The 14,425-nt window shown below is 41.5% G+C and carries 15 protein-coding genes, 1 tRNA gene and 1 pseudogene; 9 read left to right on the forward strand and 8 right to left on the reverse strand.

Annotated features, from left to right (window positions below; translation table 11 throughout):
- Nucleotides 1-90: 90 nt before the first annotated feature.
- On the forward strand, nt 91-1,230 hold the full coding sequence (locus MSWH1_RS15175; protein ID WP_048130673.1) for a DUF362 domain-containing protein: 1,140 nt from the start codon (nt 91-93) through the stop codon (nt 1,228-1,230).
- Between the two features lie 137 nt (nt 1,231-1,367).
- Here the strand turns inward: MSWH1_RS15175 and MSWH1_RS15180 are convergent, their stop codons facing one another.
- Nucleotides 1,368-2,165, reverse strand: coding sequence for a PRC-barrel domain-containing protein (locus tag MSWH1_RS15180; RefSeq protein WP_048130675.1), 798 nt, complete (start codon nt 2,163-2,165; stop codon nt 1,368-1,370).
- Nucleotides 2,166-2,557: 392 nt separating this feature from the next.
- Between MSWH1_RS15180 and MSWH1_RS15185 the strand changes: the two genes are divergently transcribed.
- Nucleotides 2,558-2,803, forward strand: a complete 246-nt coding sequence (locus tag MSWH1_RS15185) for a transcriptional regulator (RefSeq protein ID WP_231585414.1) — start codon at nt 2,558-2,560, stop codon at nt 2,801-2,803.
- A gap of 103 nt (nt 2,804-2,906) precedes the next feature.
- On the opposite strand, the gene MSWH1_RS15190 is transcribed toward MSWH1_RS15185, so the two are convergent.
- On the reverse strand, nt 2,907-3,512 hold the full coding sequence (locus tag MSWH1_RS15190) for a hypothetical protein (protein WP_048129774.1): 606 nt from the start codon (nt 3,510-3,512) through the stop codon (nt 2,907-2,909).
- Between the two features lie 111 nt (nt 3,513-3,623).
- On the opposite strand from MSWH1_RS15190, the pseudogene MSWH1_RS19405 reads away from it, so the two are divergent.
- The 3 genes and pseudogenes from MSWH1_RS19405 to MSWH1_RS15200 form a co-directional block, all read left to right on the forward strand.
- Nucleotides 3,624-3,707, forward strand: a pseudogene (locus MSWH1_RS19405) (IS200/IS605 family transposase); the annotation flags it as partial.
- A 211-nt stretch (nt 3,708-3,918) separates the two neighbouring features.
- Nucleotides 3,919-4,623: a class I SAM-dependent methyltransferase gene (locus MSWH1_RS15195; protein ID WP_048129775.1), complete on the forward strand. Its 705-nt coding sequence runs from the start codon at nt 3,919-3,921 to the stop codon at nt 4,621-4,623.
- 421 nt (nt 4,624-5,044) lie between these two features.
- Nucleotides 5,045-6,466, forward strand: a complete 1,422-nt coding sequence (locus tag MSWH1_RS15200; RefSeq protein ID WP_231585413.1) for a hypothetical protein — start codon at nt 5,045-5,047, stop codon at nt 6,464-6,466.
- Between the two features lie 515 nt (nt 6,467-6,981).
- Here the strand turns inward: MSWH1_RS15200 and MSWH1_RS15205 are convergent.
- Nucleotides 6,982-7,875, reverse strand: coding sequence for a DHH family phosphoesterase (locus MSWH1_RS15205; protein WP_048129777.1), 894 nt, complete (start codon nt 7,873-7,875; stop codon nt 6,982-6,984).
- A 303-nt stretch (nt 7,876-8,178) separates the two neighbouring features.
- Here MSWH1_RS15205 and MSWH1_RS15210 point away from each other — a divergent pair, with 303 nt between their 5' ends.
- Nucleotides 8,179-8,538, forward strand: coding sequence for a hypothetical protein (locus MSWH1_RS15210; protein WP_048129778.1), 360 nt, complete (start codon nt 8,179-8,181; stop codon nt 8,536-8,538).
- A 260-nt stretch (nt 8,539-8,798) separates the two neighbouring features.
- Here MSWH1_RS15210 and MSWH1_RS15215 read toward each other — a convergent pair.
- From MSWH1_RS15215 to MSWH1_RS15225, 3 genes are all read right to left on the reverse strand, one after another.
- Nucleotides 8,799-8,870 (reverse strand) — tRNA-Thr (locus tag MSWH1_RS15215).
- A gap of 200 nt (nt 8,871-9,070) precedes the next feature.
- Entirely contained in the window at nt 9,071-9,637 is a 567-nt protein-coding gene (locus tag MSWH1_RS15220; protein WP_369798613.1) for a chorismate pyruvate-lyase family protein, read from the reverse strand.
- A gap of 14 nt (nt 9,638-9,651) precedes the next feature.
- Nucleotides 9,652-9,966, reverse strand: a complete 315-nt coding sequence (locus tag MSWH1_RS15225; RefSeq protein ID WP_048129780.1) for a DUF5611 family protein — start codon at nt 9,964-9,966, stop codon at nt 9,652-9,654.
- A 436-nt stretch (nt 9,967-10,402) separates the two neighbouring features.
- On the opposite strand from MSWH1_RS15225, the gene MSWH1_RS15230 reads away from it, so the two are divergent.
- Nucleotides 10,403-10,804, forward strand: coding sequence for a pyridoxamine 5'-phosphate oxidase family protein (locus tag MSWH1_RS15230; RefSeq protein ID WP_048129781.1), 402 nt, complete (start codon nt 10,403-10,405; stop codon nt 10,802-10,804).
- A gap of 399 nt (nt 10,805-11,203) precedes the next feature.
- Nucleotides 11,204-11,506, forward strand: a complete 303-nt coding sequence (locus MSWH1_RS15235) for a hypothetical protein (RefSeq protein ID WP_048129782.1) — start codon at nt 11,204-11,206, stop codon at nt 11,504-11,506.
- A gap of 129 nt (nt 11,507-11,635) precedes the next feature.
- Here MSWH1_RS15235 and MSWH1_RS15240 read toward each other — a convergent pair whose 3' ends face one another.
- A complete protein-coding gene (locus tag MSWH1_RS15240; RefSeq protein WP_048129783.1) occupies nt 11,636-12,616 on the reverse strand; it encodes a methanogenesis marker 2 protein in 981 nt (326 codons plus the stop codon).
- A 358-nt stretch (nt 12,617-12,974) separates the two neighbouring features.
- Between MSWH1_RS15240 and MSWH1_RS15245 the strand changes: the two genes are divergently transcribed.
- Nucleotides 12,975-13,151, forward strand: coding sequence for a 4Fe-4S binding protein (locus MSWH1_RS15245; RefSeq protein WP_048129784.1), 177 nt, complete (start codon nt 12,975-12,977; stop codon nt 13,149-13,151).
- A 126-nt stretch (nt 13,152-13,277) separates the two neighbouring features.
- On the opposite strand, the gene MSWH1_RS15250 is transcribed toward MSWH1_RS15245, so the two are convergent.
- Nucleotides 13,278-14,207 (reverse strand): radical SAM protein, encoded by a 930-nt coding sequence (locus tag MSWH1_RS15250; protein WP_048130676.1) that lies wholly within the window; start codon nt 14,205-14,207, stop codon nt 13,278-13,280.
- Nucleotides 14,208-14,425 lie beyond the last annotated feature (218 nt).

Below are 14,425 nucleotides of genomic sequence, written 5' to 3' on the forward strand. Positions count from 1 at the left end.
CTTAAGAAAGCTGACAAACTGATAACAGCCTAAAACAACAAATTGAAACCGGAAAAGAATTCAATAATTATTTCTATTCACTTTTTAGCAATGAACAAAGTCTCAATAGTTTCCTGCCCTGAGTATTCTGATACGAAAGAAGCAATAGCTAAAGCTCTTGACCTGCTAGGCGGAGTTGAAAACATAATTGAGCCTGGAGACAGCGTACTTCTCAAGCCAAACATCCTTGCAGCTAGCCCCCCGGAAGCTGCCACAACTACCCATCCTTCGGTGGTAGAAGCAATGTGTGAATTCGTGCTCGACGCAGGAGGGAAACCAGTTGTAGGAGACGGAGCCGGGATATCAAGACCCGGGGCTACGGCAAAAGCCCTGAAAACCTCAGGTATAGAAGAGGCTGCTCGAAAAGCCGGAGCAAGGGTGGTGAATTTTGAAACTTCAGGCTTTACCCTGGTAGAAGTCCCTGAACCCCTCCGGTTCCGGAAATTGTACATTGCAAACCCAGTCCTTGAAGCCGATATTGTAATCTCTCTTCCGAAACTGAAAACCCATGAACTTACATATTATACAGGTGCGGTCAAAAATTTCTTCGGGGCCCTCCCTCTGAAATGCCGAAAAGAAATGCACCTTCTTGGGAAACGGGAACTTTTTGGCGAAGCCGTAGCCGATGTGTACTCAGTTGTCAAACCTGCTTTTTCGATCATGGACGGGGTATGGGGCATGGAAGGAAACGGGCCTTCCCACGGAAAACCTGTAAACTCAGGGGTAATTATGGCAAGCCCGGACTGCGTCTCAATGGATATTGTTGCAGCAGAAATGATCGGTTTTGACCCCCTCAAAATACCCACTACAGCAGGAGCCCTTAAGAAGGGATTTGGAAACCAGTGCCCTGTCGTGGTCGGAAAGCCGTTAAAAGAGGTGAGAAAGAAATTCAAGCCGTCAAGCGGAGGAGTCAGTACTACCCCTGCTTTCCTTAAGCGCAGCCTCGGCAAATATTATACCATTAATCCCCGGATTAATCAAAGGAAATGTACCCGATGCGGGACCTGCTATCTGAACTGTTCCCCCAAGGCTGTAGAAGGGCAGAAAGACGGAACATTCAGGATCAATCCGGAAAAATGCATCCTGTGCTACTGCTGTAGGGAACTCTGCCCTAACGATGCAGTGGAGATAAAAAAGTCCCTACTGGCACAGCTTTTAACAGGAACTGAGAATTTGAGGCACAGAAAATAAACAGAGAGTTAAAAAAATGGAATCCTTACAAGCTTCAAATCAGAGTTTGACATCTTTAAGCTACAAAAAACATGTAAACAGGCATCCGATCGGCCCGTAAGGTTGATTCCTTTACCTTCATGGGAAGTAAGAAAGTGTTAAATGTTTCCTGGTCTACTCTCAATTCTTTCTCTTTCCCACTGCCAGTAAGGCTGGTATCCATAGTAACCATACATAGTGGAAAGCCACTCACGGGTAGTTATAGGCCAGTTATCTTTATCAAAGCCCTCTGCCTTTTTCAGGGTTTCTTTAGGCACGTCAAGTACGAAAGCGTGCTCGTGAACTTTCAGTTGAAGAGCCTGCCAGGGAATAGCAAATAATTTGTCACCCATACCCAGGAACCCGCCAAAAGACAGTACGGTATACGCGACTCTACCATTTTCAAGATCGATCATTAATTCCTCGATTTTCCCGAGGTGTTCTCCAGCCTTATTGATGACCTTATCCCCTTTTATCGTGCCTGAAGACAAAAAATCCGGGTATTCTTTACCTTCTGCCGCCCTTTCTGCCCTTACTCCGGTTTGTCCTGCCATTTCAGGCTGCCAGTAAGGTTCGTATTCGTAGTAAGTATACATTTTGGAAAGCCATTCGCGGTCTGTGAATGGCCATTTATCCTTATCAAAACCTTCTGCCTGCTCCAGCACTTCTTTGTCGACGTTAAGTACGAAGGCGTGTTCATGCACATTCAGCGACAGAGCTTTCCAGGGAAGTGCAAACAGCTTATTGCTTATACCCAGAAATCCGCCAAAAGAAAGCACTGCGTAAGCTATTCTTCCGTCCTGAAGGTCGATCATTAATTCCTCAATTTTTCCAAAATGCTCTCTTGCTCTATTAAGGATCCTGTCTCTCTTTATTGTGCTTGCTGACAAAAATTGTAGATCATCTTTACTTGCCATACTCCCAACTCCCAAAAATAAGGAGATATATTTTAAAGCCTGCATCCCCCCAGGACACAACTTGAAAAACTCTCCCCGATGATTATTATTTTTTTAATGTTACTTAAAATTACTGGAATCATTACAAATAACATTTTATGTTACAAAGAGAAGAAGTTATGAATAAAATAGAGTCAGACCGTACAGGAAAAAATATTTTTTTGCACAAAAGGGTGAACTACCCCGAGCTAAAGGACCGGAGGTTTCAAACTTTTTATTATAAATATGAAATATATAAAGAAAATCCGGCAATTACATTATAACACTTTCTTTTTCATCTTTTTGCAAGATCTTTTAACTCATAACGCCGAAAAGATGTATTAAAAGAATCTTTTGCTTAGACAAGTTACCCTGTGCTAATAAATGAAGAAGGTGATGAGATGCTCTATACCTATGTCGATACGGAGTATGCTCCGGAAAAATGTTCGCTTTGCAGCGGAACCGGGCATTCTGAAGGTGGAATCTGTCAAGCCTGCGGAGGGCAGGGAAACGTGCTCGTTGCCCAGCCTGCAATAATATGCCCTCTCTGCGGTGGGGCAGGAAACCTGGAAACAGGAACCTGCAAGGCATGCGGAGGAAGTGGTTGGGCTCTTTTCTGAAAAACCGGACGTTCCCGTTTCATACCTCCTCAGGCATAAAATGAAACTATGGCTCATCAGCAAATGATTTATCAGAAAACTGCTCCGAATTCTTCGGAAAATTCTATTTTTCCTTTTGCCTCTCCAGAACATCTTTCTTTTTTTCATCAGGCAGACAGTCAAAACAGGTTTCATACCTTGAAGGCTTATACTTTTTTTTGCATACCGGGCAGAGCTCCATGCCCCTCAGGCTTGCAAAATGACATCGATTGCAGAGCACAATTGCATGTTCAAAAGATGCGTATTCTTCCTCGGCTTTTCGGGTTTCTTCTTCAATTAACTCTTTAATCCCGCTTTCTTCAAGCCATTCATGGTAAAGTTTTTTGAAGTTTCCCTCTCCCGTGTCTTCAACAAGTACCTCGATACACTGCTCTTCGAGGTCGGTATTGTCAGGCTCGGCTTTATGCACAGTAGAGGCTTTGTGCCAGGCAGGATGGCTTTTATGTCGGTGTTTGCCTGTGAGGACATGTTCGAATTTCTGATACTTTTGTCTGTACACTTCCCTGAATCTGGCATAGGCAAGACTGTAAATCCCGGAACGGACTTCTGCCGGAGAAAAGGCTCCGGGTGTGTGAACACACAGGCGCTCAGAAGAGCCACACCAGGCACAGGTTTTACCTTTAATGAATTCAACCCTTTTTTCTTTCCATTCCTTTGAGGTTCGTTTCATTGAGACACCAATAAGATCTTAAATGAGTTAAAATATATATGCCGAATGAATTTTTTGTTAATGAGGAAGTTCCCAGGCAGAACCTGGTGTTTCTGGCGCAGAATTAAGTGAATATGGAGTGATGGGGATTTTGCTTCTACTATCGAAAATGTTAGTAAAAAAGCAGCAGAATATTATATACGGAACCAGGGTTGAAGTTGACGCTTATATCCCCTGAGCTAAAGACTCAGAGGTTTCCTGCTGAAGGTTTATGAAGATTCTTTGTTCGAAAGATATAAATATTTACGTATATATGAGTGAAACTAGTGTATAAATTAAAAATAAATCCATAATTGAAGGAAAAATTAATCGATCAATAGATAGATTTTGTAGTTAAGATAAAGCAGGATTTGGGGGTATAAAAAACATGTCGAAACCAAAATCTGTCTGGGAAGAGTTCTTTGCAGGTAAGAGAAGCGGTGGTCACCGGTCTTCGGCTGAGGAATTTATTTCCAGAGAAGCCAGGGAAAAACTCTATCATCTGAATGGGGGCAAAACCCTTCTTGACTTTGGTTGCGGAGCCGGAGAGCTTCTGGTATATTACGCACCTGAATATGAAAGGCTTGTGGGTGCTGATTTTTCGGAATCAATGCTTGATGAAGCGAACAAAAGAATAAGGGAACGAAAGTATGAACATGTAGATTTAATCCTTGCTGACGATAAAACAGTCTGGGAGAAGCTTGATACCTCCTTTGACAGGATAACTGCAGCCGGAGTGATCCAATACCTCACAGATGAAGAAGTTGATAATTTTATATCCAATGCATCAGAGCACCTTAATAAGGGGGGCAAAATAGTACTTTTTGACTTACTGGACCCTCGCTTATATCCATTATGGAAAATAGGGTTCTTCTCACGAAATTTTGGGTGCTGGAAAATCTTATACAAAATAGGTTTTGAAGCTCTCAATATCATATCAGCGAGCTTAAAAAACCGCCCGAAAGATATTCTCGGATATACTCATAAACCCGATACAATAGAAAATATTGCAAGTAAACATGAGTTTAAGATGGAGTATGTGCAATCTATGTATTATGAATACAAGTATCATGCAATAATATATCGTGAGTAATAAGACACCACTACTCAATAATATATATTGAGTATAGTTATTTTGATCAACGAAAATGATTTCTTCTCAGATTATTCATTACTTGTCCTGTATTGGAGGAACTGGTATTTCCTCTGGAACAGTTAATCCCGAAAATCCTGAAAATACTGGTCAGGGTAGTATCATCCTGTTTTCGCAGGATTACTCTAAAAATGACAGTGTTCCAAATAACGTTTTCATGGCCAAACTTTCAGGAAATAAGCCTTATGACCGGCTATATTTAGCAATTTACGGGATTCTGAAAACGCAGGTTCTTTTTAACGATTTATCAAAAGGGTTAAAGTATAAAACTACAAAAGTCCCCGGTTTATTTCCCTGCGGTTTGCTTTCAGCTGTGGATGCTATTTTAGGTTATGGAATAAACAGATGCATGGGAAACTTGATGAAATCTCCAGATACTCACAGGTTCTGTGAAGCCACTTCTTTTCCGCCTATTCACTACCAAGGACAGCAAAGGCAAACAGGGTCACTCTACATCTGCGGGCTTACACCAATGGTTAGATGTACTTATCACATCTCAATGGATATAAAAACGGATAATCCTCACAGTTTTGTTGAACTTAACAGCCCGGGTTCAAAGTTAGTAATTCAGGAAACAAATAATAGGATTACATTAAAAAGTTATTATGAAAGCTCTTCCGGCGGTATCGGATCTGAAACCATATTTATGGGGAATGCCACGGAAAAGCTGGATTTTGAAATTATGTTTGACGGATGCGGCAAGACAAACACAATATTCGCAAAAGACGGGAAATATATCACGACTCCTTTTTATAATTCAGAGAGGCGACAGCTGCCATATATTGATTTCTCAAACGGGTACCTCAAGTTCACATCTTTTCTCGCTGGAAAAGGAAGAGATTTCGATGTCAATATATACCGCATAAGCCAGAGAGCAGACCGTAAATTCATAACCGCAATAGGAGATAACGCTCTGGTTCCTTTCGGGCTTGACGGGCCTCATGTAAGAAACACTACCGAGAAAGGTATACGTTACCTTAACAGCAAAAATAACAGAGGCACCATCTGGTTTGATATAGAGCTTCTTGAGCAGTGCAGTGAGTCAGACATTGAATACCTGCGCAATCTTGTTGTTAATAATTCCTGGGACACAGGAGTACACTACTCTGAAGAATTAAACAGCCTCTCTTATGAGCAAGCCTGTAAAGTAATGAATGAGGGATACTCGTATGTTTATGAAAAAATAGGAAAGAAACCAACAACCTGGTGCTCCATGAGAAACAGGGATAATGTTACACATGCAATTTATGCATATGAAAATCTGGGGATGTTCTGGAGAAACGGAGACTCGGGAATTCATGCCGAAAGAAATGTTGGAAATCTAGGGGATGAAACCTGGGCATGGTGGGAGCCAGCATCCAGGGCAGGCATGGTTTATCCGGCTTTCACCCACGAACTCGACCTGGAGCCAGCTATAAAATACTCAATCAGCCGTTCAAAATTCCATAACTGGGTGGATAACTACAATTCAAATAAGATGACCATTGTATCATTTTATGAATACAACCAGATAAGCCGCAATACGTATGATGCCAGTTTTGACATTTTGAAATACACAGAGAATTTTTTCATGTTTAATGCACATACAAAAGGCTTTGATGCTCTGATAAATGTAAATATAAATGCCGGGGAAAACACCAGAGTATGCGATAATACATTAGAACAGTTCCTCAGTTATAAACTCGAACAAGATAAATCGATTACATTCCGGGTTAAAAACAATCATACTTACAGTGTGTATCTGGATAGCGTAAATAAAGAGTGTGATGGTCCTGTAAGCTAATTGTGATTCCACGATATTTTTTGTAGGCTGGTAGTCTGCAGGCAGCTTTTTGTTGCCTGATTCCTCTCACTTCTAAGTTCAGGTATTATTGAATTAGATACTGATACTTCCCACTTTTTTTGCAAGGAATATTGCCATAAATCCGCATTCAATACACATAAAAATCTAGGCCATTCTTTTGTCTGTTCCCTTTCACGACTGACACGTGATGGAATTCTAGCCAATAAAGAATCAAAGAAGACTCTTTAGATACCATACATTTTTAAAAATTATCAGTTAATAATATATTTGTCCAGAAAACATTGATATATATCGAAAGCATATACTAATTATCGTCTAAATTCCGCTATATTTTGCAAGTTTGCCGATTGGGGTCAGATTCATTACCTTGAGGCCAATCGGCATACATTCTTTTTAGTATTGTTTTTTTGAAACTGCCTGATGCTAATTTTCTACAACCTGCGACCTCGTCCCTACCAGGGACACACTATTCCTCTAAGCCAACAAGATTGATTTTATGCGAAAAGTAGATGTAGAAAATTTATGTTCTTTTTCTGGAATCCAGCAGCATTCTTGTGTCCCCCACCGCCATATTGCTGAGCAATTTTGGCACAATCAGGTGAGTCAGGATTTCCTGAATCAGATCTCAGGCTGAATACTACCATATTCTCTACAGCCTGCCACATGATAGCAATATCATATTCGGGCTTCTTGTAGATGAATTCTCCAAGCTCGGAGATGTTCCCGGTAGTGTTTACAAGTCTGGCCTTCCAGTTATGGAAATTACAATCTACCCCACGTTCGAATGCTTTCTGAAGCTTGTAATTTTGAGCTTCCAGGAGTAATTCACCGACAGATACCATTTTATTTACAGTATCCCCGCATTCGGAACTAAAACTGAGAAGCACATCCCATACGGCATCATCAGGGGTTTTCACCATCAGACTAAAACCAGCAGCAAAAGCCCTGGTCTCATCGTATTCAAACTTCCAGATATCTTTATCCCCAATATAGGCAACAGCTGCAGGAGGGGAAATATTTTCAGGATGAGTGTATTCCCATGTAAGTACACAAGCTGCCTTTTCAATAGACCTGATTCCCGGAATATCGCTCGAATTCCAAAGGTCCGGATATTTCTCCATAGCGGTCTTATGATGATCTATCCATATCAGCTTGGACCCGCAAGCCTTTACGAATTCATTCATATTATCGCTTGTAAAATCAAGAAGCCATACTTTTTCGGCTGACCCTATTTCTTCCTCATTCCACGACTCTTTGCCGTAATTTATAGCAACAAACTTTATGGCAAATTCATTCCGACCATAGCAATTTCCAGCGACAGCGGCTGAACAGCATCCATCATTATCGTCATGGTGATAAATTAAAATAGTACGTTTATCATCTGTCATTTCCTTTTCTCCCTTACTCTATAGGATCTCCTGTGAGTTATACCAGTTGTCCAAATACTCAAACCTTCCTAAAAAATGTATATGCAAAATCTCTGAGGATAAAAAGAAAAACTCTGAATTGGAAAATATAGAATCAAGTGACAACAGATTAAAATAACAATATTTTTAAATATATAAGATAATATAAATTAATAAGGAGCCAGAAAGGGGAACAAAACGAAATAAAATGCGGGGAAACACTAAAACCTCTTGCAGGCTTGATGCAGAATTTTATGAAAAATTCTCTGAAATAGAGGCAATATAATGAAGGGAAACGACAAAACAAAGGAATTTTGCAATATCTGTGGTAGGGAACTGTTGGAAGACGTGCTGGTCGTCGATACCAGCCAGGATATGAAACCAATAAAATTTAAGGACGTTCATGGAGATAAGTCCGATCTGATATGCGTTGAGTGTGCAGCTGATTCGATTGAGAATCCACCCTTCTTATGTTCGAGATGCGGGCAGCCAGTCGAACTCGGTGAGCACTTCTATATATTAAAGGTAGGGACCACAAAACCCGGCGGTCCCAAGCTGGACTATAAAGAAACATGCCCTGAAGATAAATACATCTGTATCACATGTTATGAAGAGTTCATGAACCCTGAAGAGGAAGAAGAATAAAACTGAATGAAAGCTTTGTCTCTAAACTTGTTCTTTACTCTACCCTTAATTTAAATCCTCTGGCAGAAATCAGGACAGGCGTCTGAGATAACCCATATATCGAAAAAACAGAACTGATTTATCAGTTCTGGTCATAATTTTTCGTTTGATACAATTGAAGCACAAACCTTAATTGCTTCAATTATTAGGATGCATCGTACAAATATTCCAACGAAAAAATAGGCTTTGAACCTCAATATATAAAATAAAAACAAAAAAAAAGCCTCGGGCGGGATTTGAACCCGCGACCTCGTCCTTACCAAGGACGCGCTATACCCCTAAGCCACCAAGGCATTGTTGCTGTAAGAGCATCTCCAAAATATCACACCAGAGATATAAAGGTTTCGACTGAACCGGCTGCAGACCGGGTAAAATCCTGATACATACTAAAAACATAGAGATTTGTCATTAAAAATGTGGAGAACTGGCAGAGGAAGTTGCCGGTTTCTTTAAGATTTATTTTTTGAGATTTCAGGCTGGGAGTTAAGGTCTATTAGAGATTCCAGCGCTCATCGATGGGGAAGCGTTCATTGATCCACATCAGGACGTTGTTGTCGTGCACAATTTTATAGGAGCGGGAAAGGACCGGAATGCCATCGAAGGTGGTTTCTCCTTTCAGGACTTTGAGTTCTCCCATGTCGCGCCTGGTTTCGAGATTGTGGTTGCGCAGGATCCTGCCTATTGGGATGTCTGCTCGCATTAACTGTTCCTTCATGGTTGCGGGCATGCGCTCCAGAGGAGAGAGTGACCTTGCCCGGACAAATACGGAATCCCCTGCATAGAGCAGGACTGTCCTGTTATTAACCTCGCTGCCTTCTTCCACACCAAGAAGATCAGCCATTTCCTTATCGGCTTTGATTATGTACTGAGACTCAGTTTTTACATTTACCGGTTTTCGGGTCATGATCTCGAGGAGAAAGGTTACGGACCCATCGGTCCCACAGCAGACCCGGAGGCAGGTGGGAATTTCGAGGCATTTCAGTTTTTCAAGGAAATCTACTTCCAGAGCGATACCTCCAGGTAAGGACCATTGAATGTTTTGATAATGTGAAATAAAAATGAGAGGTCAGGAGTTTATCCCTCTCCAACTTCTTTTTTAGCCTGCTTCAACCGCTCTTTTGCCGTGTAGCCGGTGGCCTTTAAGAGAAAATCCCGGAAGACCTTATTAGTCTGCAGGATCGTCCCATCATCTTTGACAGTGACATCGGAAACCGTGTCCACAAAAAGCATTTTATTTTCTATCCAGACCGTTATCTTTGACATTGCCCCATAGGAAGTTTCAATATGGTCCCCATTACGGGAGATTTCAGTAGGGAAGCATTCCTGCATTACCGAGTAGATTCTATCAATTTCAGGTTTAAAACCGCGCTTTAATTTATACCGCTGCATTGCTTATCCTCTTATAAGATATTTTCATCTCAGATAAAGTTTGCTTAGAATCAGTTTGCCTGAGGCGTCTCCCCTGATTCCGAAACAGTAGGACTGAAAACCACAGAATAGGTGCCTGTTTGAGGCTATAAATTCCCGCAATTCTGCCCTGCTTATAGTTCCACTGATTATTAATTTTAATATTAGTTTGAAAACCATTGCTAAAGTTATTATAAATAAGTAATTGTCCGGCTTCTACTATTTAAATTTCCTTAGCCTAGATGTAACCTATAAAAAGATCCCCAGCTTAAAAAGAAGGATATTCAATAAAAAATAGGAAGGTCCCATTAAAAACAGGGATCTCCAGCTTAAAAGTATCCGCGGGGCAGGTAATGGCCCGAAATCCGATCAATTTTAAAGTACATTAAACTTAAAAAAATCACAGGGGAAACTGGACATGGTAAAACTTCCTGCAGATGTAAAAGAAGCACTTGCAAATCAACAGGTTGCCTCCCTGGTAACCGCAGACAAAAAAGGCGTTCCAAACGTATGCCTAATGGGTTTTGTAAAAGTAAGGGACGACGAGACTCTTATCATGGCAAACGTTTTCTGGAAAAAGACCGAAGCAAACCTGAAAGAAAACCCGAAAGCTGCCCTCAGCGCTTACATGCCACCCATGAAAGCCTACCAGATAAAAGGCAGTGTAGAGATGATCGACAATGGCCCCCTTCTGGATGAGGTTAAAGAATGGGTAGCTTCCAAGATGGCAAACCTCAAACCAAAAGGTGCAGCCCTTCTCCATGTAGAGGAGATATACAGTGTTTCTCCCGGCCCGAGTGCAGGAGAAAGGATCTCATAAGAGTTTTTCAAGCAGGCATCTCAAACGTTTTTCATCTTTATTTTTCATTTTTCCTGAAAGAAAGCTTTTTGGTTCAGAAAAAAACTTTATAATTTATTTATATATAAGAATCTTACTTTTGTACCTGATCCTTATAACTGTAGATACAACTCGTAAGAAGCAACCATAAATATGATTATACTTATCATAGTTCATGCAAAAAAGAGATATGACTGGCAAGCCCTTCTCCAGATCATAAAAAAGAGATTATAACATTACTTTGAAATCATTCTGATATACCTTATCAATTACTTTAATATATGTAGACAAAATTTAATTCGATTTAACCCGATTTGAATTAGCTTACTATCTGGAAAATAAGATCCAATAATTGCAATCAGTAAAAGAAGGTGACCCCTGGTGCACAAAACACTCAACCTTGAAGATTTAATCGACAAAAAGAAGAGAGAGAATATTGAGACAGATGCCGATCTGGAGTATGAAGAACGCTACGACCTGATTATCCCCCCTGGAACGGTTGTGTCCATCATCTACGATATCGTGGAAGAATATGGTCTCGAACCCGTAACACGGAAGATGCCTATCAATATTGCAAACAGTGAAGAAAGGGAAATTCTTGTCCTTCGTGGCCCACTTGAAAAGGTTCAGGCTGCAGAAGAATTTCTCTATAAGGAAATGGAGGCCTGGATCGAAGACAAGTAAACCTGCACAGGCCCAGTCAGAAGAGAATAAAAACCGTAGACGCAGGTGCTGGATAGGTAAAATAACAACTTTTCAGCAAATAAACATTTTTTATTTGAAAGAAGTACCACAAATACAGAGGGGTTCCGATTATTCGGAACCGATGCCTGTAATACTGTCTTTAGAGAAGTCAAAAACAGTTACTCTGCCTGTTTTATCGTACATATCGAGTTTTGAGCCCTCTTCGATTTTTCCTATAACTGCAGTTGTGAGCCCTGCCTTTTCAAACACATCTACACACTCTTCTGCTTTTACCGGGTCTGCAGTAAATAAGTAGCCTGTTCCAGGGTGCACTTTCAGCCACTGTTCAAAGTCCACATCCACGGGTCGGGGAACTTTTTCCAGATCCACTGAAGCTCCCACCTTGCTCGTCTCGCAAAGCATCCCGAGAGTCCCTATTAGCCCTGGATTACTGATATCCTTACCAGCGGTTGCAAGCTTTCTCTTTGCTATTTCCTGGGTTACAAGGTAGCTTTCCTTTACCACTGAAGGCTCTTTGAAAGAAGTCGTGTCCCAGCTGTAGGGGGAATTTGGACCGATTTTTCCATCCATGTCATAGGCTGCAATTACCAGATCTCCGGGGCAGGCAGTATCACTCCTGATTACGCAGTCTCTTTTGACAATCCCTATGATAGCAACGGAAAGAGAATTGTACTGTGTATCGGGATGGACATGCCCCCCTACTACAGGAACTCCGAATTTCCTGACCCCCGCGGCCAGCCCTTCCATCAGTTCCCTGCAGGCCTTAGGAGAATTCGCAGAGGCAATGTCCACCATGGCAAGAGGCTTTCCGCCCATAGCTGCAATGTCATTTATATTAACGACAACCGCCCCGTACCCTGCCCACCAGGGGCTTGCATCCAGCAGCCTCCCCCATATGCCGTCTGCTGCAAAGAGGATAACGTCATCTCCTCCAATATCGATCACTGCAGCATCGTCCCCAAAATCAACGATAGCATCCCCATATTCCGGGCGGACGGCTTCGAAGATGGAAACTATATCCTCGATCTGTTTTTTTCGGGTAACCCCTTCGAAATTCTTTATCCTTTCTGCTAGTTCTTCAAGGTTCAATCAAAGGCTTCCTGTTTGTTTTTAATTGTATCACTGCTGGTTAAACAATAAATTAACGGTATGACCACAATAAGCAAATTAGCAATAAGGCCAGAATAAACTGATAATATCTAATGTCAAGGTCGCTATAAGTTACAGAAACTAATGGTAAAGTCCTAGTATTTAATGATAAACTTATTTCAGGTCAATGCGAGGATTATAATCAGTACGTAATTCGGGTTATCCTTTATCTGTTTTTTCTTTGTTTCAGGAGACGAAAGCGACAGCTTTTTATTAAATAATTATATCCTAGTATGTCAACCTAATATAATTTGAAGTATATAAAAATCTCAATTTGATGAAATCAGGAGTGAAAAACATGGTAGCTAAAATCGATGCAGACGCCTGCACAGGCTGTGGAAGCTGTATAGATGAATGTCCTGCAGCTGCAATCTCCCTCAGTGATGATGATATTGCAGTTGTAGACGAAGATGAATGCCTTGACTGCGGTGCATGTGAAGATACCTGCCCGAATGGGGCAATCACAATCGAATAAATCTGTTCAGTAAACTAAAACCTTTTAAGCAGATTTATAAGCTGTTTTAAAAAACCCTTTGGCGGAGTTTTTCTGACTCCGCTCTTTTATACATATTTTTCCTGTATTTTTTCCTTTATTCTTCCTTTATTCTTCCATTCCCTTCGCAGTTTTTTTCATCTCTACCTCGGTCTGGATTTTGATGAGCTTTCTGCGCTCCTCGCTCATCTGGGTCATGTCCTGATCAATATAGCCATAGGCATCAGCCCTACACTGCCTGCAGTGGCGCATCTGCCTTACATAGGGTTCACAGGCGTCCTGTGCCGCCTGCCTTTCTTCCGGGGTCGGGGCTCTTATGTGAGCGAAAGCCCCCTGGGGGATCAGGGGCATGATATTCATTATATATACGTCTCTTTCCCGGATCTTTTTTGCAATTTCCATCATGTGCCGGTCATTGATCCCCGGTACAAATACGGTGTTGACCTTGACAATGAGCCCTGCTTTTGCAGCAGCCTCGATACCTTCAAGCTGGTTTTTTATCTGGATTTTTGCCCCTTCGACTCCTTTGTAGGTCTTGCCGTGGTAATTTATGTGATCACAGATCTGCCCCTGAATTTCGGGGTCAACAGCATTGATGGTCACTGTCAGGGTCGCGACTCCAAGCTTTACGAGCTCCGGGAGTTTTTCTGAAAGCATAAGTCCGTTTGTACTCATGCAAAAAGTAATGTCCGGAAACTCCTTCCTTATAAGCCGGAGGGCTTCGAAAGTCTCTTCGTTTGCCAGTGGGTCACCGGGCCCTGCAACGCCAATCACTTTGATAAAGGGGTAATCGGAAAGGGCTTGCTTTACTTTTTCAAGGGCTACGGATGGTGTTAAAACCTCCATAGTCACCCCCGGTCTGTTTTCATTTATGCAGGCAAAGTCTCGGACACAGAAGTTGCACTGGATATTGCACTTTGGGGCCACAGCAATGTGCATTCTCCCAAATCTGTGCCTGGCCTTTTCGCTGTAGCAGGGGTGCTCAGCTATGATTCTATAACGTTCTCTTTCAAAAGTTATGTTTTCTTCTTCGGACAAATATTTTCCTCCGGCAGTTAAAGGTCCTGGCGCAAGGGTTCGGATGCGCCCGGGAAGAGTAAAGAAAATGTGCTTTCTTTCCAATTATGCATTATTATGCATAATATATAAAGCATCCTTTTTTGTGGCTTCAAAGCTTTTTCCAGGTGCCGGATATTTAGAATGTTTACTTATGCAGCTCTTCTATAGAAAAGTTGAATTTATCCGGCTCAATACTG

It is taken from the genome of Methanosarcina sp. WH1, assembly GCF_000970005.1.
Taxonomy (GTDB): Archaea; Halobacteriota; Methanosarcinia; order Methanosarcinales; family Methanosarcinaceae; genus Methanosarcina.

Bases quoted from the DNA above. Each gene is read 5' to 3' on its own strand.
- MSWH1_RS15175 (WP_048130673.1), top strand. From the start codon at position 91: ATGAACAAAGTCTCAATAGTTTCCTGCCCTGAGTATTCTGATACGAAA.
- MSWH1_RS15180 (WP_048130675.1), bottom strand. From the start codon at position 2,165: ATGGCAAGTAAAGATGATCTACAATTTTTGTCAGCAAGCACAATAAAG.
- MSWH1_RS15190 (WP_048129774.1), bottom strand. From the start codon at position 3,512: ATGAAACGAACCTCAAAGGAATGGAAAGAAAAAAGGGTTGAATTCATT.
- MSWH1_RS15195 (WP_048129775.1), top strand. From the start codon at position 3,919: ATGTCGAAACCAAAATCTGTCTGGGAAGAGTTCTTTGCAGGTAAGAGA.
- MSWH1_RS15200 (WP_231585413.1), top strand. From the start codon at position 5,045: ATGAAATCTCCAGATACTCACAGGTTCTGTGAAGCCACTTCTTTTCCG.
- MSWH1_RS15205 (WP_048129777.1), bottom strand. From the start codon at position 7,875: ATGACAGATGATAAACGTACTATTTTAATTTATCACCATGACGATAAT.
- MSWH1_RS15210 (WP_048129778.1), top strand. From the start codon at position 8,179: ATGAAGGGAAACGACAAAACAAAGGAATTTTGCAATATCTGTGGTAGG.
- MSWH1_RS15225 (WP_048129780.1), bottom strand. From the start codon at position 9,966: ATGCAGCGGTATAAATTAAAGCGCGGTTTTAAACCTGAAATTGATAGA.
- MSWH1_RS15230 (WP_048129781.1), top strand. From the start codon at position 10,403: ATGGTAAAACTTCCTGCAGATGTAAAAGAAGCACTTGCAAATCAACAG.
- MSWH1_RS15245 (WP_048129784.1), top strand. From the start codon at position 12,975: ATGGTAGCTAAAATCGATGCAGACGCCTGCACAGGCTGTGGAAGCTGT.